Source organism: Streptomyces sp. NBC_00096 (genome assembly GCF_045041305.1).
In the GTDB taxonomy this organism is placed as follows: domain Bacteria; phylum Actinomycetota; class Actinomycetes; order Streptomycetales; family Streptomycetaceae; genus Streptomyces.
In genome coordinates this window covers 5,665,431-5,684,858 of the sequence record NZ_CP108221.1, presented here as the reverse complement: position 1 = coordinate 5,684,858, position 19,428 = coordinate 5,665,431, and the positions used below count along the sequence as shown (strand labels likewise).

Sequence of the window (19,428 nt, the reverse complement as noted above, 5' to 3'; positions counted from 1 at the left end):
CCCTCCCCCCGGGCCACCGCGACTGGCAGGATGCCGAAAGTCCGTCACAGCGACCCGGGGAGAGCGCAGATGCCCGTAGAAGAGCCGTACCTCGTCCAGCCGGCGGACGGGGCGTACGCCTACGTGCAGCCCGACGGCGGCTGGTGCCTGAACAACGCCGGCTTCGTGACGGGCGGCGGCCGGACCCTGCTCGTCGACACGGCCGCCACCGAGCGCCGGGCGCTGGCCCTGCGCGACGCGGTGCTGGCGGCGGGGGCGCCGCTCCCCCGCACGGTGGTCAACACCCACCACCACGGCGACCACACCTACGGCAACGGCGTGTTCGCCCCGGAGGCGCTGATCCTGGGGCACGACAACGCGCGCTCCGAGCAGCTCGCCGCCGGGCACCAGCTGGAGATGATCTGGCCGGCCACCGACTTCGGCACGATAGCCATCACCCCGCCCGACCTGACCTACCGGGACCGGATGACCCTGCACGTCGGGGAGACCGAGGTGCACGTCATCCACCCCGGCGTCGCGCACACCACGGGCGACTCGGTCGTGTGGCTGCCCGCGCAGCGGGTCGTGTTCACCGGGGACCTGGTCTTCGCCGGGGGCACCCCGTTCCTGGCGATGGGCTCGCTGGCCGGGTCGCTGCGGGCGCTGGGTCTGCTGCGCTCGCTCGGTGCGCGGACCGTCGTACCGGGCCACGGGCCGCTGACGGACGCTTCCGCCTACGAGGCCACCGAGCGGTACCTGCGGTACGTGGCCGAGCTCGCCCGGGAGGGCTGCGCGGAGGGGCTGACCCCGCTGGAGACGGCCCGGCAGGCGGACCTCGGCGAGTTCGCGGCCTGGCGGGACAGCGAGCGGCTGGTGGCGAACCTGCACCGGGCGTACGCGGAGCTGGCCGGGAAGCCCGAGGGCGCCGCCCTGGACATCCTGGCGGTGCTGCGCGACATGACGGTGATGAACGGCGGGACGCCCATCCTCTGCCACGCCTGATCCCGGCGGGCCGGGGGTCCACGCCCTCGCGCGCGTCCCGCGGCCCGCGCCCTTCCTCTTGTTGCTCCCGGCTTGTTGCTCCCGGCTACTGGACGGCATACCGACTGGTCGGCATGATGGGTCGCGTCCGTTCCGTCGTCGTCAACCCCGTACGGAGGCGCGCACCATGACCTCAGCCCCAGGCCCGGCCCCCGCCGGCCCCCGAGGCCTCGATCTGGAGCGGCTGCGCGGTCATCTCGACCGGGTGCGGCCGGGACTCGTGGCCGGGCCGCTCACCGGCCGGCTGATCGAAGGCGGCCGCTCGAACCTCACGTACGAGGTCGGCGACGGGAGCTCCCGCTGGGTGGTGCGCCGGCCGCCACTGGGGCACGTACTGGCCACCGCGCACGACATGCGGCGCGAACACCGGGTCATCGAGGCGCTGCACGGCACCGCGGTACCGGTGCCCGGGCCGCTGCTGCTGTGCGAGGACGAGGCCGTGCTGGGCGCGCCGTTCTACGTGATGGAGTTCGTGGACGGGGTGCCGTACCGGACGGCCGGCCAGCTGGCCGCCCTGGGTCCCGAGCGGACCCGGCAGGTGGTACTGGGCCTCGTGGACACCCTGGTGGACCTGCACGCGGTGGACCCGGACGCGGTGGGCCTGGGCGACTTCGGCCGGCCGGAGGGCTTCCTGGACCGGCAGCTGCGCCGCTGGGGCAAGCAGCTGGCGGCCTCCCGGGGGCGGGAGCTCCCCGGGATCGACGAACTGCACGGCGCCCTGGGGCGGGCCCTGCCCGGCTCCCCCGCGCCCACGGTGGTGCACGGGGACTTCCGGCTCGACAACGTGCTGATCGGCGGGTCCCCGGCGTCCGGCGGGGACCGGATCCGGGCGGTGCTGGACTGGGAGATGTCCACGCTCGGCGATCCGCTGACCGACCTGGGCCTGCTGGTGATGTACAGCTCCGATCTGGGTCTGACCGACTCCCCGGTGAGCACGACCAGCGGCGCTCCGGGCCATCCGGCGCCCGCCGAGCTGATCGAGCGTTACGCGGCGCGCTCGGGCCGGGACACCTCCGCGATCGCCTGGTACACGGCCTTCGCCTGGTTCAAGCTCGCGGTGATCCTCGAGGGCATCCACTACCGCTTCACGCTCGGGCAGACCGTCGGCGCGGGCTTCGACCGGATCGGCGAGCTGGTCCCGGTCTTCATCGAGCACGGCCTGACCACCCTCCAGGAAGGCTGAGGAACCCTGATGGATTTCGCATTCGACGCCCGGACCGAGGAACTCCGCGGACGGCTGCTCGCGTTCATGGAGGAGCACGTCCACCCGGCGGAACCGGTCGCCGCCGAGCAGCGCGCTCGGCTGGCCTCGCCCTGGGACACCCCGGCCGTGGTCGGCGAGCTGAAGGCCGAGGCGCGCCGCCAGGGGCTCTGGAACCTCTTCTTCGTCGACCGGCACGGCTCGCCCGGCGCGGAGTACGGCGCCGGGCTGACCAACCTCCAGTACGCCCCGCTCGCCGAGATCACCGGCCGCAGCCCGCACCTGGCGCCGACGGCGACGAACTGCGCGGCCCCGGACACCGGGAACATGGAGCTGCTCGCGCAGTTCGGCAGCGAGGAGCAGAAGAAGCAGTGGCTGGAGCCGCTGCTGGCCGGGGAGATCCGGTCCGCCTTCGCGATGACCGAGCCCGAGGTGGCCTCCTCGGACGCCACGAACATCGAGACCCGCATCGAGCGCTCCGCGAACGGCGACGAGTACGTGATCACGGGCCGCAAGTGGTTCATCTCCGGCGCCATGAACCCGGACTGCAAGATCTTCATCGTCATGGGCAAGACCGACCCCGAGGGGGCCGACCCGCGCCGCCAGCAGTCCATGGTCCTGGTCCCCCGCGACACCCCGGGCGTCGAGGTGCGGCGCGCGATGACGGTGTACGGGTACGAGGACCACGACCACGGCGGCCACGCCGAGGTGGTCTTCGACGGGGTCCGGGTCCCGGCGGCGAACCTGATCGGCGAGGAGGGCGGCGGCTTCGCCATCGCCCAGGCCCGCCTCGGGCCGGGCCGGATCCACCACTGCATGCGGCTGATCGGCATGGCGGAGCGGGCCATCGAGCTGATGTGCCGGCGCGCGGTGGGACGTACCGCGTTCGGCAAGGAGCTGGCCGCGCAGGGCGTCGTGCAGAACTGGATCGCGGACGCCCGGGTCACCGTGGAGCAGTTGCGGCTGCTGGTGCTGAAGACGGCCTGGCTGATGGACACGGTCGGCAACCGGGGCGCGCACACCGAGATCCAGGCCATCAAGATCGCGACCCCGCGGGCGGTCGTGCGGATCCTGGACGACGCGGTGCAGCTGCACGGCGCGGGCGGGGTGAGCCAGGACTTCCCGCTGGCCGAGCTGTGGGCGGCGGCGCGGACCCTGCGGCTGGCGGACGGGCCGGACGAGGTGCACCAGCGCTCGCTGGCGCACCGGGAGCTGAAGCGGTACCGGTAGCCTCCGGCGGGCGTGACGGGGGTACCGGTCCACACCTGGACGGGGTGCCCCCGGGCTCCCCGCGGGGTGCTCGGCGCGGGACTTCGGCCCTGCGGCGGCGGACCTTTGATGGTCCAGACCAGTTGGGAAGTCCGATATATTCGGGATGTCCCCCACTGAAAGTGCCCTTCGCCATGCCCAGCTCCACCCTGGCCCCCGCCGCCGCGCCGCACGCCACGGCCTCCCCCGCCACCGCCACCGCCACCGCGCCGCGGGCCATGGCCAACCCCGGCCCGCTCGGCCTGGCGGCGTTCGCCCTCACCACCTTCGTGCTCAGCCTCTTCAACTCGGGCCTGATCTCGAACACCGCGCTCAGCGCCGTCGTACTGCCGCTGGCGCTGTTCTACGGCGGCCTCGCGCAGTTCGTCGCGGGCGTGCTGGAGTTCCGCCGCGGCAACACCTTCGGGACCACGGCGTTCGTCTCGTACGGCGCGTTCTGGATGTCCTTCGCCGGCTACGTGAAGTTCGTCGTCCCGACGCTGCCGGCCGACCAGGCGCACGTGGCGACCGGCTGGTTCCTCGTGGCCTGGTTCATCTTCACCGCGTACATGTCGATCGCCGCCATGAAGCTGGACCTCGCGCACCGGGTGCTGTTCGTCTCGCTCGCGCTGACCTTCCTGTTCCTGGCCCTGGGCGACCTGGCCGAGAGCACGGCGCTCGGCCACACCGGCGGCCTCCTCGGCCTCTTCACTGCGGGCGTCGCCTGGTACATCTCCTTCGCCGTGGTGGCCAAGGAGACCTGGGGCCGCGAGGTCGCTCCGCTCGGTTAGGCCGTCGGCTGCGGCCGTTACGGCCGCAGCGCGCGCAGCAGCAGGTCCGCCAGGTGGTCGGCGACCTGCTGCGGGGTGAGCGGGCCGTCCTCGCGGTACCAGGTCGACAGGTGGTGGACGGACCCGAAGTGGTAGTCCACCACCAGGTCGGCCGGGGTGGCGGTGGAGAAGACCCCGGTGCGCTGCCCCTCCTCGACCAGCGCCCGGAACCGCTCGTGGTAGCGCCGGCGCTCCGCCCGCACCTGCTTGAACTTCTCCGGGCTCAGCTGGTGCATGGACCGGAAGAAGATCGCCGCGTCGTCGAGGTTCTCGATGGTGGTGACCACCACGTCGGCGGCCGCGGCGCGCAGCCGCTCCTCCACGGGTGCGCCGGAATCGGCCACCGCGTCGAGCCGCTGCTGCTGGAGCCGCAGCATGCGCGCGTACACCTCGTGCAGCAGATCGTCCTTGGACCCGAAGTAGTGGTACAGCGCGCCCTTGGTGACACCGGCCGCCTCGACGATCTCCTGGACCGAGGTCCGGTCGTAGCCGCGCTCGGCGAACAGCCTGGTCGCGACGGCCAGCAGCCGCTGCGGTACCGGGGCCTCGTGCGTCCCGACGGTCTCCGTCGTGGTCCTGGCGGCCATGGCGCTCGCCTCCCTTTCGTGATCCTCGCGTGTGCGGCGCCGGGCGGACGCGGTCCGGCTGTTTTCAGCCGTGGTCGCGTTCGCGCAGTTCCCGTCGCAGGATCTTGCCACTGGTCGTCTTCGGAAGGACAGGCAGGATCTCCACCTGGCGCGGGTATTTGTACGCGGCGATGCGCGCGGCGCAGTACGCGGACAGTTCCGCCGGGTCGGCCGTGGTCCCGGGGCGCAGGCTGACGTAGGCCTTCACGGTCTCCCCGCGGTAGGGGTCCGGGACGCCGACGACGGCCGCCTCGCGCACGGCGGGGTGGGTGTAGAGCACGTCCTCCACCTCGCGCGGCCAGACCTTGAACCCGGAGGCGTTGATCATGTCCTTCTTGCGGTCGACCACGTAGAGCCAGCCCTCGGCGTCCATGAACCCGACGTCCCCGGTGCGCAGTTCGCCGTCCGGGAAGGCCTTGGCCGTGTCGGCCGGCAGGCCCCAGTAGCCGGGGACGACCTGGGGTCCGCGCACGGCGATCTCACCGGTCTCGCCCAAGGGCACCTCGGCGCCGCTCCCGTCGAGGATCCGTACGAGGGTGTCCGCGCCGGGCACGCCCACGGAGAGGGTGCCGGAGGCCGGGTCGACGGGGGCCTCGCGGTGCGCGGGCACGGAGGCGCAGGGGGCGGTGCACTCGGTGAGGCCGTAGCCGTTGCGCAGGTAGAAGCCGAAGGCGGTGCGCAGGCGTTCGACGAGGGCGGGCGGGAGCGGGGCGCCGCCGGAGGAGACCACCTGGAACGAGGCGAAGTGGCCCGGGGTCACGCCGGGCTGGGCGGCGAGCGCCATGAAGGCGGTGGCCGGGCCCACGGTGTAGGCGGGGCGGTGTTCGAGGAAGGCGTCGAGGACGACTCCGGCGTCGAAGCGGTGGGCGAGGACGAGGGTGCCGGCGTTGGTGAAGCAGGCGGCGAGCTCGCACACCATGCCGGTGATGTGGAAGAGCGGGGCGAGGGCGAAGTAGCCGGCGCCCTCGGGGAGCGGGTGGCCGGTGACCTGGCGCACGGCGTTGTGGGTGAGGGCGCCGTGCGGGTTCATGGCGCCCTTGGGGGTGCCGCTGGTGCCCGAGGTGTAGCTGATGAGGGCGGTGTCGGCGGCCGTCAGCCGCGGATCCGGCGGGGCCGGGTGGCCCCGGCGGGCCTCGCTGGCGAGATCGGCGGCGTCGGCCGCCTGCTCCGGGTGGCCCGGCGCGAGGACCCGTACGTCGTCGCGGGTCTGGAAGTCCCGGTCGCGGGCGGTCAGGACGGTCCGTACGGCCGTCCCCCGCGCGGCCTCGCGCAGGTACTCGGGCCAGGCCCGGGCGTCGCAGACCAGCGCGGCGGCCCCGGAGTCGCGCAGGATGTGGCCGGCCTCGCCGGACTTGTACATCGGGTTGAGCGGGACCACCACCGCCCCGGCCTTCCAGGCGGCCAGGACGGCGAGCACGAAGTGCGGGGTGTTCTGGAGCATGACCGCGACCCGGTCCCCGCGGGCGATGCCGCGGGCCGCGAGGTGACCGGCGAGGGAGTCGGAGAGCGCGTCGGCCTCGGCGTAGCCGACGCGGCCGTCGAAGTAGGCGAGCGCGGCGCGCCCGGGGGCCCGGGCCACGGCGGCGCGGAAGGCGTGCAGCACGCTGGACGGGGGCGCGATCGGCGCCCGCTGCACCGGGCTGAGCAGGGCGAGCCAGGGCTTGGCGGCGTAGGGGGAGGGTGGGGGCGGGGGCGGGGTGCCCGGGGTCGACCCGGCGGCGGTCACCGGGTCTCCCACTTGCGCTGGAGGTGGTTCATGCCGCTGAGCCAGCGGTCCGGATCGGTGGCGCGGGACGCGTAGAAGTCCGCGACCTCGGGGTGCGGGAGGATCAAGAACCGGCCCTTCTCCATGCCGTCGAACAGGGCGTCCGCGACCGCTTCCGGCTCGATCGCGGTCGGCGCGAGGACCAGCTCTCCGGCCGATCCGGCGGCGGTGAGCATGTCGGTCCGGACCCCCTGCGGGCAGATGGCGTGGACCTGGAGGCCGCGGTGGCGGTAGGTCAGCGAGAGCCATTCCGCGAAGGCGAGCGCGCCGTGCTTGGTGACACTGTACGGGGCCGCCCCGATCATGGTCAGCAGTCCGGCGGCCGAGACGGTGGACACGAAACGGCCGCCGCCGCGCTCCAGCCAGTCGGGCAGCAGCAGCCTGGCGGCCCGGACGTGGGCCATGACGTTGGTGTCCCAGGCCGCTTCCCAGACGGCCTCCTCCGCGAAGGCGTCGCCGCCGGAGGCGAGTCCGGCGTTGGCGCAGTAGACGTCCACCTGACCCCCGAGCGCCTCGCGGGCCCGGTCGACCACGGCCGACGCGTCGCCCGGGACGGCGATGGCGCGGGCGCCGATCGCGTCCGCGACGGCGGTGGCCCTGGCGGCGTCGAGGTCGTTGACCACGACCGTGGCCCCCTCGGCGGCGAAGCGGTGGGCGAGGGCGGCGCCGATGCCGCCGCCCGCGCCGGTGACGACGACTCGCTGGTCCTGGAACGCGTTCACGGGTCCACCCTTCGTGCCCTCGCGGCCTGCTGCCGCGTGCCGGATCCCCGGCAGACTAACCAGTCGGTATGTCAGGGCGGAAGGGTGCTGCGCCCTACTTTGGCGCGATGACGCTGTCGCGACGCGGGTTGCTGGGGCTGGCCGGGGCGGCGGGGGCCGCCGGTACCTGGGGGGCGGGGACGCCGGGGACCGCGCGGGCGCTCGCGCGGGCGGCTCCGGATGGCCCTCCGGGGGGCGCCGCGGGCGCTGCCGCGGGCGCCGCTCCCGTCGCCGCCGCGGGCCCGGCTCCGGGGTCGGCCGCGGGCGCCGCCGGAGGTGCCGCCGGGGGCGACCGGGTGCGGACCGGGTTCGAGCGGCTCGCCGCGGACGGGTACGCCGTACTGGCCGGCCAGCGGGTCGGGGTGGTCACCAACCCCACCGGGATCACCGCGGACGCCCGCCACCTGGTCGACGTACTGCACGCCGACGAACGCGTCGACCTGGTCGCGGTGTTCGGGCCCGAGCACGGATTCCGGGGCACCGCGCAGGCCGGCGGTTCGGAGGGGGCCGGGCGGGATCCGGCAACCGGGCTGCCGGTGTACGACACGTACGACAAGAGCGGACAGGCCCTCGCGGACGTGTTCACGGCGGCCGGGATCGACACCGTCGTCTTCGACATCCAGGACGTCGGCGCCCGCTTCTACACCTACATCTGGACCCTCTACGACTGCATGCGCGCGGCCGCGCTCGCCGGCAAGGCGGTGGTGGTGCTGGACCGGCCCAACCCGGTCGGCGGCCGGCGGGCGGCCGGACCCGTCCTGCAGCGCCCGTACGCGAGCTTCGTGGGCCGGGAGCCGATCGCGCTGGCGCACGGGATGACGGCGGGCGAGCTGGCCGGGCTCTTCGCGGGCGAGTTCCTCCCGGGCGGCGGCCGGGCCGGGGAGGCCGTCCGGCTGCGGGTGGTGCGGATGGCCGGGTGGCGGCGGGAGTCGTTCTTCGACGCGACCGGGCTCCCCTGGGTGCCGCCGAGCCCGAACATGCCGACCCCCGCCACAGCCCTCGCGTACGCCGGGACCTGCCTGTTCGAGGGGACGAACCTGTCGGAGGGGCGCGGTACGACCACCCCCTTCGAACTCGTCGGCGCCGAGGGCGTGGACCGGCGTTGGGCGGAGGCGGCGAACGCGCTGGAGCTGTCCGGGGTGTGGTTCCGGGAGGCCTATTTCACGCCTTCCTTCTCCAAGCACGCCGGGAAGACCTGCGGTGGGGTACGGCTGCTCGTGCACGACCGGGAGGCCTTCGATCCGGTACGGGCGGGGATCGGGCTGCTGGTCACCGCACGGCGGACGTGGAGCGGTTTCGCGTGGCGCGCGGACCACTGGATCGACCGGCTGACGGGCTCGGACCGGGTCCGGCGGATGGTCGACGCGGGGGCGGGCGTGGAGGAGGTCGCGGCCGACTGGGCGGCGGGGCTGGCGGGGTTCGCGGCGGTGCGGGAGAAGTACCTGCTGTATCCGTGAGGCGGTGGTGTCCCGGGGCTGGTCGGGGGGCCGTGTCCGCAGGATGCTGTCGGGCAGGGACACGGCGTGGAGGGGGACGTCATGGTGCACATCGGGGAGACGGCGGCTGCGGCGGGGATCGCGGCCGGACCGTACGTGGAGCTGACCTACGACACCCAGGGCGACGCGGCCCCGGGCGCGCGGGAGGCGGTGTTCGGGATCGAGGCCACCGACCTGCTGGTCTTCGCCCACGGGTGGAATTCCGACCGGTCCACGGCCGTCCGGCTCTTCGACCGGTTCTACGCCCCCTTCGCGGATTTGGTGGGGACCGGGGTGCGGCTGGGGTACGTGGGGGTCGTGTGGCCCTCGATCCGTTTCTCGGACGAGCCGATACCCGACTTCGACGCGCACGGGGCCTTCGGCTCAGTGGGGCGCGCCGGGGAACCGGGCCACGGTACGGCCCTGGACCCGGCCACCCGGCGGGCGCTCGGCGCGTTCTGGCCGGGCCGGGGCGCGGAGCTGGACCGTCTCGGCGAACTGCTGGAGGAACGGCCTCCGCAGGAGGGGGCCTTCGCCGAGTTCGGCGCGCTGGTGCGGGAGCTGGCCGGGGTGGACGGGGTGGGATCGGGCGACGATCTGGCGGAGCCCTTCGCGCCCCGCGAGGTCCCCGCCTTCCTCACCGAGGACGTCCTGCGGGTGTGCCGGGTGTTCACCGACGCCCTGGCCGAGGCGGGCGCCACGTTCCCCGGCTCGTTCCCGGGCTCGTTCCCGGGCTCGTTCCCCGACGCGGACTCCTCCGGTGCCGACGGCCCGGCGGAGGGGGCGGCGACGGGTGGAGGCCCGGCGGAGGTCGCGACGCGGGCGATGTGGAACGGCGCCAAGGAGGTGCTGCGCCAGGCCACGTACTACCAGATGAAGGCCCGCGCCGGAGTCGTCGGCGAACACGGCCTGGGGCCCGTGCTGGCTGAGCTGGCCCTGCGCCGACCGGCCCTGCGGATCCACCTCATCGGCCACAGCTTCGGCGGCCGGCTGGTCTCCTTCTCGCTGCGCGGACTGCCCTCCGGGGCGCGGAACGTGAAGTCCCTGACGCTCCTCCAAGGAGCCTTCTCGCACTACGCGTTCGCCGACAGCCTGCCGCACGACCGGGGGCGCGGGGGCGCCCTGCGCGGACTGCAGAGCCGGGTCGACGGCCCGGTGGCGGCCTGCCACTCCCCCTACGACTCCTCCCTCAAGGTGTTCTATCCGCTGGCCTCCCGGATCGCGGGCGATTCGGCCGGTCTTCTGGGTTTCGACGAGCGGTGGGGCGCCATCGGGCACGACGGGGTGCGGGGCGTGCCGGGAGCGCCCCGGCTGACCCTCGACGCGGCCCTGCGCGGCGGACTGCCCGCGACGGGCTGCGTCAGCGTGGACGCGGGTTCCGTGGTCCGGCGCGGCGGCGCCCCCTCGGGGGCGCACAGCGACATCTGCCACGAGGAGCTCGCCCGGCTGGTGGTCGTGGCGGGGCGCATGGGGCGCTGAGTTCCGGCCATGTGCCACCCGCACGCCTCGACCGCCCCCGCATGCGCCCACACAGTGCAGGGCATGTTGGGCACACAGCGCGGTGCGCGGCGGGCACGGCGCTCGGTGCTGGGCGCTCGGCGGAGGTGAAAGGTGATGGCGGGATTCCGGAGTCTGGCCTACCAGGTGCGCGACGCACGCAACGACCGGGCCCTGCGGCGCCATTCGCTGCGCCGCTGCCTGGAGCGGTTCGCCCCGTACGGGCACCGCGCGACCTGGTGGCACCTGTGCGACCGGCACGGGATCGGCCCCGAGGACCGGGCGGCGGACCCCTCGCGGCTGGTGGCCGCCCTGGAGGAGCTGGAGGACGCGCGGGCGGTCTGGCTGGAGTACGAACGCCAGTTCGCGGAGCGCCGGCGGCGCGAGAAGCACCACGGGCTGCGCCGCCCCGAGTGGGCCTGGAGCGGCAGCGGCGACGCGGTGGTCCGCTGCGCGGACCCGGGCGTCCGCCCCTCGGGAACCCTGGGCGAGGTCCTGCGAAGACTGGTGGCGGCACTGGAGTCGGAACCGGGCCGCGTCTGCCCGGTGTGCGGGGCCCGCGACCTGCACTGGCCGACGGCGGCGCCGAGCCCGACGGCGACCGCCGGCGCGGTGACGGAGCCGGGGTCGACGGCCGGACCGGGCGCAGCGGCCGGCGCGGCAGCGGAGCCGGGGTCGACGGCCGGACCGACGGCGACGACTGGGTCGACGGCTCGACTTGGGGCGGCGGCCGGCTCGGCAGCGACGGCCGGGGCTACAGCGGGACCGGGAACAACAGCCGGGGCTGCGGGGACGGCTGGATCGACAGCGACGCCCGGGGCGACTGCGGGACCGGCAGCAGCCGACGGGGCTGCGGGGACGGCTGGCCCGACGGCGGCAGCCGGGCCGGACGCGGAGCCGGGAGGAGCCGCCGGGGTGGGGCCGGAGCCCGTGGCCGGGTCGGTGGTGACGGCTGGGCCGGGGCTGGTGACCGGGACGGCAGCGGTGGCGGTCGGGGTGCCGTCCGCTCGACGGGCGGGCGTGACGCCTGCCCGCGCCTCGGTGGGCGCGCCGACTGTCGCCACCCGGTCGACCACCGGTACGCCCGCCGGCACCGCCTGGGCGTGGGACGGGCCGGTCTGCGCGGGCTGCGGGATCGTGGTGCCGAGACCGGCGCTCGCGGACCCGGCGCTGTCCGCGGCCGATCTGGCGGGTGCCGCATGAGGCCGGCGCCGCCGGGACCCCCGCTCGTGGTGTCGCTGAACGGCTCGCGGAGCGCCGCCGACGGGACGGCCGTACCGATGACCCCCGAGGACCTGGTGGAGTCGGCGCTGGCCGCGGTGGCGGCCGGAGCCGGGGAGGTACTGGTCCATCCCCGCACCCCGTGCGGTCGCGAAAGCCTCTCCCCCCGCGTGGTGGGACCCCTGCTGGAGGCCCTCCGTGACGCGGGCCTCGGCGCGGCATCCGGACCCGGGGCCCACGCGGAGACGGCATCCGGCCTCGGGGCCTACACGGAGGCTGGAGCCGGGCCCGGGGCCCACGCGGGAGCCGGAGCCGACGCCCGCGCAGGAGCGGGAGCCAAGGCCCGCGCAGGGGCGGGAGCCGAGGCCCGCTCCGCGTCCACGGCCCGCGCCGGATCGGGAGCCGGGGGCGAGACCGACACCGGGGCGGGAGCCGGGGCCCGGGCCAGAGCGGGAGTCGGGGCGGGAGCCGCGGGGGGCTCCGGTCTCGGGGTGTCGGTTGGCGTGCTTGCCGGCGTTGGCGCCGAGAGCGGGGTGGCGGAGCGGCTGGCCCGGGTGCGGAGCTGGGTGGTGCTGCCGGACCGGGCGGTGGTGCGGTTCGCGGAGCCGGGGGCGCGGGAGCTCGCCGAGCTGCTGCTGGAGCGCGGGGTGGGGGTGGACGCGGAGGTCCCGGTGGGCGGGGCGCCCGGGCCGCTGGGGCGGTTCCTCGCCTGGCCGGTACGGAGCCACCCGTTGGTCCGCCTCGTGCTCGAACTCCCCTCCGCCGACCCGGGGTCGATCGCCGGGATGCGCTGGCTGCCGCCCGTGCCGGTGCTGCTGTTCGGGCGCGAGGAGGCCGCCTGGCCCGTGCTGCGGCTGGCCGCGCTGCGCGGGACCGGCGCGCGGATCGGCGTAGGAGACGTGCTGCGCCTGCCGGACGGCCGGGCGGCGCGGTCGAACGCCGAACTGGTCGCGGCGGCGACCCGCGCGCGCCGGGAGGCTACAGCCGCGAGCCGGTGAGGCGTTCGCCGAAGACGTCGTCCGGATTGGAGAGCGCGCAGTTCTCCAGCGAAAGACAGCCGCAGCCGATGCAGTCGGTCAAGTGGTCCCGCAGGCGGCCCAGTTGGGCTATGCGGTGATCGAGCTCGGCGCGCCAGCTCGCGGACAGCAGCGCCCAGTCCTCCCGGTTGGGGGTGCGCCCCTCGGGGAGCTGCGCGAGCGCGTCGCGGATGCTGGCGAGCGGAATGCCGACCCGCTGGGCGGCGCGCACGAACGCCACGCGGCGCAGCGCGTCACGGCCGTAGCGGCGCTGGTTGCCGGCGGTGCGGCGGCTGCTGATCAGGCCCTTGGTCTCGTAGAAGTGCAGCGCGGAGACGGCCGCGCCGCTGCGGGCGGACAGCTGGCCGACGGTGAGCTCGTGGACCTTCTCGGGAATCTGCGGCACACCGCCGAGGGTAGTCGGCCGGTCCGACATTCGCCGTCAGGTGCGTCGTTGACAGATACATGCGGCCCCAGCATGCTGCATCCTGAACGCTGAGCAAGCGCTTATTAGCCAGGGAGAGGTACGGGTATGTCCGAGCCGAGGATCTTCACGTCCGCCGAGGAGCTCACCGCCGGGATCGGCGAACCGCTCGGCCCGAGCGACTGGCTGGAGGTGGACCAGAAGCGGATCGACCTCTTCGCGGACGCCACCGGGGACCACCAGTGGATCCACGTGGACCCGGAGCGGGCGGCGGACGGACCCTTCGGCTCCACCATCGCGCACGGATACCTCACGCTGTCGCTGCTGCCGAGCCTGGTGCCGCAGATCATGCGGGTCGAGGGCATGAAGATGGGCATCAACTACGGGGTCAACAAGGTGCGATTCCCCGCGCCGGTGCCGGTCGGCTCGCGACTGCGCGCGACCGCGCTGATCACCGAGGTCGTGGAGGCGGGCGGCGGCGTCCAGGTGTCCGCGACCGTCACGGTCGAGCTCGAGGGCGGCGCGAAGCCCGTGTGCGTGGCGGAGTCGGTGTCCCGCTACTACTTCTGAGCCGCGCCCGGAGCCTCCGCGCCCGGAGCGGCCGGCGCCGCGCCCCCGGGACGGGCCCCCACCATGCGGAGCACGAGGTCGGCGTAGAGCGCGCCGACCTCGTCGGGCGTGCGGCTGCCGTCCGCGCTGAACCAGCGGGCGACGTCGATGCACAGGGACAGGACCGCGAGCGTGGTACCCGGAACGTCGGGGACCGAGAACTCCCCCGCCGCGACGCCTTCGGCGAGGATGCGGCGGACGGCCGCCTCGCTCTGCCTGCGCAGTGCCACGATTTCGGAGCGGTGCTCCGGAGCGAGAGCATCGAGCTCGTACTGGACCACGCGCGCGGTGGTGTGATGTGCCGCGTGCCACCGCACGAAGGACCGCACGGCCGCGTCGAGCCGCTCGGCGGCGCCGCCGGGGCCGGAGGCGGAGATGTCCAGGATCTCCAGGGCCTTGTCGTGGCCGATCCGGCTGATCCGGTGGAGCAGCTCTTCCTTGGTCTTGTAGTGGATGTAGAGGGCGGCCGGGCTCATGCCCGCCCGTCCGGCGATGTCCCGCGTGGTCGTGGCGTGGTACCCGCGCTCGGCGAAGGCGTCCACGGCGGCGACCAGCAGCCTTCGCGCGGCGTCGGGAGTGACCTCCGACCACGGCCGGTAGCCGCCGATCTCCTCCGCGCTGTCCATCGCTCGCTCACCCTCTTCGGCTTGTAGGAATGAACACCTTACCGGAGGGTGAGCAAGCGCTTAGCGTTCCTGGGCGGTGGGCTGCTTCGGAGCGAAGGGGTCGTAGCCCGTCATGATCTTCTCCATCCTGGCCTGGTCGACCCGGCTGACGATCTGCGTGACCTCCTGGCGGTCGCGGACCACCTTGGCGAGGGTGAAGGCCGAGGTGGTGAGGTAGAGGACCGCGATGCCGAGGAAGGCTCGGACCCAGCCGTCGGCGTCCATGTTGTAGATGCCCAGCGCCACGGCGCCGATGGCGATGCCGAAGGAGGCGACGGCCTGGCCGTAGTAAGCCCCCGTGTTCTGCTGCTTGACCGGTGTCTCGTTCATGGGTCCAGCTTCCGGCGGCCCGGGCCGCGGCGCATCCGCGCGCGTACTCACGTACGTACTCAGAGAGTTCGGGGTCCGGAGAGTTCGGCGCTCGGAGGATTCCGGGCCGGAGAGAGTCCGGTCCCGGAGAGTCCGGGCCCCTGCAGACCTCAGGTGCTCAGAACGCCGAAACTCCCGTACGGGCGCGGCCGATCAGCAGCTTCTGGATCTGACTGGTGCCCTCGTACAGGGTCATCACGCGGGCGTCGCGCAGCAGCTTGCCGGCCGGGTACTCGTCGATGTAGCCGTAACCGCCGTGCACCTGGAGGGCGTTGCCGGCGGCGCGGACGGCGGCCTCGGAGGCGAAGAGCTTCGCGGTGGAGGACTCGGTGGCGAAGGGCAGGCCGCGGTCGATCAGGTCGGCGACCCGCCAGGTCAGCAGCCGGGCCGCGTCCACGTCGACGGAGATGTCGGCGATCAGCTCCTGGACCAGCTGGTGGTGGGCGATCGGCTTTCCGAACTGCTCGCGCTGGGCGGCGTAGGAGACGGCCGCGTCGAGCGCGGCCTGGGCGATGCCGACACAGCCCGCGGCGACCGACATCCGGCCCTTGGCGAGGGCCGACATGGCCACCGAGAAGCCCTTGCCCTCGGGGCCGAGCATCGCGGTGGCGGGTACGCGCACCGCGTCGAGGGACAGTTCGGCGGTGGCCTGGCCGCGCAGGCCCAGCTTGCCGTGGATCTCGCGGCGGGTCAGGCCCGGGGTGTCGGTGGGCACGAGGAAGGCGGAGATCCCGCGGTGGCCGGGCTCGTCGTTCGTGCGGGCGAAGAGGAGGACCACGTCGGCCCAGGTGCCGTTGGTGATGAACATCTTGCTGCCGCTGACGACGTACGAGTCCCCCTCGCGGGTGGCCCGGGTGGTGAGGCCGGCGGCGTCGGAGCCGGTGCCGGGCTCGGTGAGGCCGAAGCAGCCGAGCGCCTCGCCGGAGCACAGCCGGGGCAGCCAGGCGCGCTTCTGCTCCTCGCTCCCCCAGGCGGCGACGGTCTTGGCGACCAGGCCGAGGGAGACGGAGACGATGCCGCGCACGGCGGAGTCGCCGCGGCCGAGTTCCTCGGTGACCAGCACGTAGGAGAGGTGGTCGCCGCCGGAGCCGCCGTACTCCTCGGGGACGGTCAGACCGAGGAAGCCGACCGACCCGAGCTTCTTGACGATGGCCCGGTCCACGCTCTCGGCCCGGTCCCAGGCGGCGGCGTACGGGGTGATCTCGCGCTCGGTGAACCCGCGGGCGAGATCGCGGACGGCGGACTGCTCCTCGCTGAGCTCCAGATTCACCGGGCACCTCCGGGCGGGACGGTATTAATTAGCACCGCTAGTTTTAGCGGGGCAGCCTTACTATGTGGCGCATGGCCAGACCGCGCAAGCCCCTGCTCAGCAGATCCCGCATCGTCGAGGCGGCGGGCGCGCTGGTGGACGCCGAGGGACTGGAGGCCGTCTCGACGCGGCGGCTGGCGGCGGCGCTGGGCGTCAGCGGCCCCTCGCTGTACAACCACTTCCGCACGAAGGACGAAATCCTGGACGCGGTCGCGGACGCGGTGAGCGCGCGGGTCGACTTGTCGATGTTCGAGGCGGACGACGGCCGGGAGTGGCGGACCGCGCTGCGCGACTGGGCGCATTCGTACCGGTCCGCCCTGTCCGACCATCCGAACATCGTGCCGGTGCTGGCGCGCGGACCGGGCCGCCGGCCGGCCGGTCTGCGGGTGGCCGACGCGGTCTTCGGCTCGATGACCGCGGCCGGCTGGCCGCCCGCTCAGGCGACCCGGATCGGCGCCCTGATGCGCTACTTCATCCTCGGCTCCGCGGTCGGCTCCTTCGCCGGGGGTTTCGTGGACGACGAAACGGCATACGACCCCTCGGACTATCCGCACCTGGGCCAGGCCCACCTGCTGGCGGAGCGCCGTCGCGAGGTGGACGAGGGCGCCTTCGAGACGGGCCTGGCGGCTCTGCTGGACGGGCTGGCCATCCAGTACGAGGCGCTGCGGGAGACGGTCTGACGCCGTCCGGCGGGGTCAGAAGACCACCAGTGAGCGGCCTCCCTTGCCCGCGAGCATCGCGTCGAAGGCGGCCGGGATGCCGTCGAGGGTGATGCGGTCGGTGACCAGCGCTCCGAGGTCGAGCCGGCCCGCGCGGACGTGGTCGGCGATCACCGGGAGGTCGCGGGCGGGGTCGCTGTTGCCGTAGACGCAGCCCGTGAGGGTGCGGGCGAAGTGGAAGATCTCCAGCGCGTTGAAGCCGACCTGCTGCTCCTTGCCGCCGATGCCGACGACCGTCGTACGCCCGCCGCGGCGGGTGGAGTCCCAGGCACCCCGGATGGTCTCGGCCCGGCCGACGCACTCGACGGCCACGTCCGCGCCGTGGCCGCCGGTCAGCGCGCGGATCTGCTTGGCGGTGGTCTCGGAGGCGAGCACGAACTCGGTGGCCCCGGCCGCCCTGGCCAGTTCCTCCTTGGCCGGGGAGACGTCCACGGCCACGATCGGGCCCCGCGTCGCGATACGGGCCGCCTGGAGGGCGGCGAGCCCCACGCCGCCGACCCCGAAGACGGCCACCGACTCGCCGGGGCGGACCTTGGCGCTGTGGTGGACGGCTCCGTAGCCGGTGAGGACGGCGCAGCCGAGCAGCGCGGCCTCGGTGAGCGGGATCCCGGCGGGGGCGGGCAGCACGCAGTTGGCCGCGACGACCGTCTCCTCGGCGAAGGCGGCCACGTTCAGCCCCGGGTGCAGCTCGGCGCCCCGGGCGTCGTGGGCGTAGACGGCCCCGACCCCGGAGAGCGCCTTCGCGCAGAGCCAGACCTCGCCGATCGAGCAGTGGTGGCACTCGCCGCAGGACGGGGCCCAGTTGAGCACCACCCCGTCGCCGGGTGCCACATGGGCGACCCCCTCACCGACGGCGAGGACCGTACCCGCGCCCTCGTGGCCGAGGACGGCGGGTACGGGGACCCGCATGGTGCCGTTGGTGAGGGAGAGGTCGGAGTGGCAGACCCCGGCTGCGGCGAGCCGCACCCGGACCTGACCGGGGCCGGGATCGGGCAGCACGATGTCCCGTATCTCCAGCGGGGCTCCGACGGCGGGCAGGATGGCGGCGCGGACCATGGTCGTCGTCTCCGTGGGGCTCATGGGTGCGGGGCGGGCGGGCCGGGGGCTCGGGCCGACGGCTGAGAGCTGAGGGTTCGGGCGGGAGGCCGGGGGTTCGGGCGGGAGGCCTCGGGGCCCCGGGCGGGAGGCCGGGGGTGGCCCCTGTGCGGACGGGTCAGAACTGCAGGGACTTGGTCTGCAGGTACTCGGCGAGACCGTGCGGGCCCAGCTCGCGGCCCACGCCGGACTTCTTGTACCCGCCGAAGGGCGCGAGCGGGTTGAAGCGGCCGCCGTTGATGTCCACCTGGCCGGTGTCCATGCGGCGGGCGAAGGCCACGGCCGTCTCCTCGTCCGCGGCCCAGACCGCCCCGCCCAGCCCGTAGTCCGTGCCGTTCGCGATGGCCAGGGCCTCGTCCTGGTCCTCGTAGGGAAGGATCGACAGCACGGGGCCGAAGATCTCCTCCTGGGCGATGGTCATCCCGGGCGTGACGTCGGCGAACACGGTCGGGGCGATGAAGTACCCCTGCCCGTGCGGCGCCTCGGGCCCGCCCGCGACCAGGCGCGCCCCTTCCTCCATGCCCTTGGTGATGAAGCCGCGCACCCGGTCGCGCTGCTTGGCGCTGACGACCGGGCCGAGGCGGGTGCCCGGGTCGAGGGGGTCCCCGGAGGCGTACTTGGCGGCGGCCGTGGCGGCGAGGGAGACCGCCTCCTCGTACTGGTCCCGGTGGACGAGCATGCGGGTGAGGGCGTTGCAGCTCTGGCCGGCGTTGTTCATGACGTGGCCCACGCCCGCCGCGACGGCCTTGGCGAGGTCGGCGCCGGGCAGGATGACATTGGCCGATTTGCCGCCCAGCTCGAGGGCGACCCGCTTGACGGCGGCGCCGGCCGTGGCGCCGATCTGCTTGCCGACCGCAGTGGATCCGGTGAAGGAGACGAGGTCGACTCCCTCGTGCGCGGCCAGGGCCTGGCCGGTGACCGGGCCGGTGCCGGTCACCAGGTTGAAGACCCCGGCCGGGATCCCCGCCTCGTGCACGGCCTCGGCGAAGAGCTGTGCGGTGAGCGGGGTGTCCTCGGCGGGCTTGAGGACGATGGTGCAGCCTGCGGCGAGAGCGGGCGCCACCTTGGCAACGATCTGGTGCAGCGGGTAGTTCCAGGGGGTGATCGCCCCGACGACGCCGACCGGCTCCAGCAGCACGGTCGAGTTCCCGATCCGCTCCTCGAAGGCGTACGAGGCCCCGAGCTCGGCGAAGGAGGAGGCCACGGCGATCGGCGCCCCGACGTGGACCATCTCCGAGAAGCCCAGCGGCGAGCCCAGCTCGGCGGTGACGGTCGCGGCGATCTCGCTCTTGCGGGCGACCAGCACGTCGCGCAGCGCCCCGATGAGGGCGGCCCGCCGGGCCGGAGCCGTGGCCGCCCAGGCCGGGAACGCGGCGCGGGCCGCACGCACGGCCGCGTCCACGTCCTCGGACGAACCGGCCGGGACCGAGGCGATGAGCCGCTCGTCCGCCGGGTTGAGGACCTCTATCCGGCCGTCGCCGAGGGCGGGCCGCCACTCGCCTCCGATGTACATCCCGTCGTGGGCCTTCATGGCATTCCTCCCGAACGCGCCCGAGCGCGTACACCTACGGCCCGGTG

General features: G+C 74.2%; 18 protein-coding genes and 1 pseudogene. 10 read left to right on the top strand and 9 right to left on the bottom strand.

Translation table 11 applies throughout. The annotated features are described in order from the left end of the window. Nucleotides 1-69 precede the first annotated feature (69 nt). The 4 genes from OG904_RS25085 (at nt 70) to OG904_RS25070 (ending at nt 4,260) form a co-directional block, all read left to right on the top strand. Entirely contained in the window at nt 70-981 is a 912-nt protein-coding gene (locus OG904_RS25085; RefSeq protein ID WP_405494606.1) for an MBL fold metallo-hydrolase, read from the top strand. A gap of 166 nt (nt 982-1,147) precedes the next feature. After that, entirely contained in the window at nt 1,148-2,203 is a 1,056-nt protein-coding gene (locus tag OG904_RS25080; RefSeq protein WP_405494604.1) for a phosphotransferase family protein, read from the top strand. Nucleotides 2,204-2,212: 9 nt separating this feature from the next. After that, a complete protein-coding gene (locus OG904_RS25075; RefSeq protein WP_405494602.1) occupies nt 2,213-3,451 on the top strand; it encodes an acyl-CoA dehydrogenase family protein in 1,239 nt (412 codons plus the stop codon). Between the two features lie 173 nt (nt 3,452-3,624). After that, nucleotides 3,625-4,260 (top strand): acetate uptake transporter, encoded by a 636-nt coding sequence (locus OG904_RS25070; RefSeq protein WP_405494600.1) that lies wholly within the window; start codon nt 3,625-3,627, stop codon nt 4,258-4,260. Between the two features lie 17 nt (nt 4,261-4,277). On the opposite strand, the gene OG904_RS25065 is transcribed toward OG904_RS25070, so the two are convergent. The 3 genes from OG904_RS25065 to OG904_RS25055 form a co-directional block, all read right to left on the bottom strand. Beyond that, nucleotides 4,278-4,886 carry a TetR/AcrR family transcriptional regulator gene (locus tag OG904_RS25065; RefSeq protein WP_405494598.1) on the bottom strand — a complete coding sequence of 203 codons (609 nt, stop codon included), beginning with the start codon at nt 4,884-4,886 and terminating at the stop codon, nt 4,278-4,280. A 64-nt stretch (nt 4,887-4,950) separates the two neighbouring features. Continuing rightward, nucleotides 4,951-6,651 carry a class I adenylate-forming enzyme family protein gene (locus OG904_RS25060; protein ID WP_405494596.1) on the bottom strand — a complete coding sequence of 567 codons (1,701 nt, stop codon included), beginning with the start codon at nt 6,649-6,651 and terminating at the stop codon, nt 4,951-4,953. After that, entirely contained in the window at nt 6,648-7,412 is a 765-nt protein-coding gene (locus OG904_RS25055; RefSeq protein WP_405494594.1) for an SDR family oxidoreductase, read from the bottom strand. The genes OG904_RS25060 and OG904_RS25055 overlap by 4 nt, the downstream gene beginning before the upstream one ends. Nucleotides 7,413-7,519: 107 nt before the next feature. Between OG904_RS25055 and OG904_RS25050 the strand changes: the two genes are divergently transcribed. From OG904_RS25050 to OG904_RS25035, 4 genes and pseudogenes are all read left to right on the top strand, one after another. After that, nucleotides 7,520-8,908 carry an exo-beta-N-acetylmuramidase NamZ domain-containing protein gene (locus tag OG904_RS25050; protein WP_405494592.1) on the top strand — a complete coding sequence of 463 codons (1,389 nt, stop codon included), beginning with the start codon at nt 7,520-7,522 and terminating at the stop codon, nt 8,906-8,908. 81 nt (nt 8,909-8,989) lie between these two features. Continuing rightward, complete coding sequence (locus OG904_RS25045) at nt 8,990-10,405, top strand: serine-threonine protein kinase (RefSeq protein ID WP_405494590.1); 1,416 nt, start codon at nt 8,990-8,992, stop codon at nt 10,403-10,405. 135 nt (nt 10,406-10,540) lie between these two features. Further along, a pseudogene (locus OG904_RS25040) lies at nt 10,541-11,083 on the top strand (hypothetical protein); the annotation flags it as partial. 569 nt (nt 11,084-11,652) lie between these two features. After that, complete coding sequence (locus tag OG904_RS25035) at nt 11,653-12,642, top strand: 3-keto-5-aminohexanoate cleavage protein (RefSeq protein WP_405494588.1); 990 nt, start codon at nt 11,653-11,655, stop codon at nt 12,640-12,642. On the opposite strand, the gene soxR is transcribed toward OG904_RS25035, so the two are convergent. Next, nucleotides 12,623-13,066, bottom strand: coding sequence for a redox-sensitive transcriptional activator SoxR (soxR, locus tag OG904_RS25030; RefSeq protein ID WP_405494586.1), 444 nt, complete (start codon nt 13,064-13,066; stop codon nt 12,623-12,625). The two genes, OG904_RS25035 and soxR, sit on opposite strands and share 20 nt — an antisense overlap. Before the next feature lie 126 nt (nt 13,067-13,192). Between soxR and OG904_RS25025 the strand changes: the two genes are divergently transcribed. After that, a complete protein-coding gene (locus OG904_RS25025; protein ID WP_405494584.1) occupies nt 13,193-13,654 on the top strand; it encodes a MaoC family dehydratase in 462 nt (153 codons plus the stop codon). On the opposite strand, the gene OG904_RS25020 is transcribed toward OG904_RS25025, so the two are convergent. The 3 genes from OG904_RS25020 to OG904_RS25010 form a co-directional block, all read right to left on the bottom strand. Beyond that, nucleotides 13,645-14,319, bottom strand: coding sequence for a TetR/AcrR family transcriptional regulator (locus OG904_RS25020; protein WP_405494582.1), 675 nt, complete (start codon nt 14,317-14,319; stop codon nt 13,645-13,647). The genes OG904_RS25025 and OG904_RS25020 overlap by 10 nt on opposite strands. Before the next feature lie 60 nt (nt 14,320-14,379). Beyond that, nucleotides 14,380-14,688 (bottom strand): YiaA/YiaB family inner membrane protein, encoded by a 309-nt coding sequence (locus OG904_RS25015; RefSeq protein ID WP_405494580.1) that lies wholly within the window; start codon nt 14,686-14,688, stop codon nt 14,380-14,382. Nucleotides 14,689-14,845: 157 nt separating this feature from the next. Further along, entirely contained in the window at nt 14,846-15,997 is a 1,152-nt protein-coding gene (locus OG904_RS25010) for an acyl-CoA dehydrogenase family protein (RefSeq protein ID WP_405494578.1), read from the bottom strand. Nucleotides 15,998-16,068: 71 nt separating this feature from the next. Between OG904_RS25010 and OG904_RS25005 the strand changes: the two genes are divergently transcribed. Continuing rightward, nucleotides 16,069-16,716: a TetR/AcrR family transcriptional regulator gene (locus OG904_RS25005; RefSeq protein WP_405494576.1), complete on the top strand. Its 648-nt coding sequence runs from the start codon at nt 16,069-16,071 to the stop codon at nt 16,714-16,716. A 15-nt stretch (nt 16,717-16,731) separates the two neighbouring features. On the opposite strand, the gene OG904_RS25000 is transcribed toward OG904_RS25005, so the two are convergent. Next, nucleotides 16,732-17,811 (bottom strand): Zn-dependent alcohol dehydrogenase, encoded by a 1,080-nt coding sequence (locus tag OG904_RS25000; protein ID WP_405498252.1) that lies wholly within the window; start codon nt 17,809-17,811, stop codon nt 16,732-16,734. Between the two features lie 157 nt (nt 17,812-17,968). Continuing rightward, entirely contained in the window at nt 17,969-19,381 is a 1,413-nt protein-coding gene (locus tag OG904_RS24995; protein ID WP_405494574.1) for an aldehyde dehydrogenase family protein, read from the bottom strand. Nucleotides 19,382-19,428: the final 47 nt, after the last annotated feature.

Coding starts and splice junctions, on each gene's coding strand:
- OG904_RS25020 (WP_405494582.1), bottom strand. CDS start 14,319: ATGGACAGCGCGGAGGAGATCGGCGGCTACCGGCCGTGGTCGGAGGTC.
- OG904_RS25085 (WP_405494606.1), top strand. CDS start 70: ATGCCCGTAGAAGAGCCGTACCTCGTCCAGCCGGCGGACGGGGCGTAC.
- OG904_RS24995 (WP_405494574.1), bottom strand. CDS start 19,381: ATGAAGGCCCACGACGGGATGTACATCGGAGGCGAGTGGCGGCCCGCC.
- OG904_RS25025 (WP_405494584.1), top strand. CDS start 13,193: ATGTCCGAGCCGAGGATCTTCACGTCCGCCGAGGAGCTCACCGCCGGG.
- OG904_RS25000 (WP_405498252.1), bottom strand. CDS start 17,811: ATGGTCCGCGCCGCCATCCTGCCCGCCGTCGGAGCCCCGCTGGAGATA.
- OG904_RS25080 (WP_405494604.1), top strand. CDS start 1,148: ATGACCTCAGCCCCAGGCCCGGCCCCCGCCGGCCCCCGAGGCCTCGAT.
- OG904_RS25065 (WP_405494598.1), bottom strand. CDS start 4,886: ATGGCCGCCAGGACCACGACGGAGACCGTCGGGACGCACGAGGCCCCG.
- OG904_RS25075 (WP_405494602.1), top strand. CDS start 2,213: ATGGATTTCGCATTCGACGCCCGGACCGAGGAACTCCGCGGACGGCTG.
- OG904_RS25045 (WP_405494590.1), top strand. CDS start 8,990: ATGGTGCACATCGGGGAGACGGCGGCTGCGGCGGGGATCGCGGCCGGA.
- OG904_RS25015 (WP_405494580.1), bottom strand. CDS start 14,688: ATGAACGAGACACCGGTCAAGCAGCAGAACACGGGGGCTTACTACGGC.
- OG904_RS25005 (WP_405494576.1), top strand. CDS start 16,069: ATGGCCAGACCGCGCAAGCCCCTGCTCAGCAGATCCCGCATCGTCGAG.
- OG904_RS25070 (WP_405494600.1), top strand. CDS start 3,625: ATGCCCAGCTCCACCCTGGCCCCCGCCGCCGCGCCGCACGCCACGGCC.
- OG904_RS25050 (WP_405494592.1), top strand. CDS start 7,520: ATGACGCTGTCGCGACGCGGGTTGCTGGGGCTGGCCGGGGCGGCGGGG.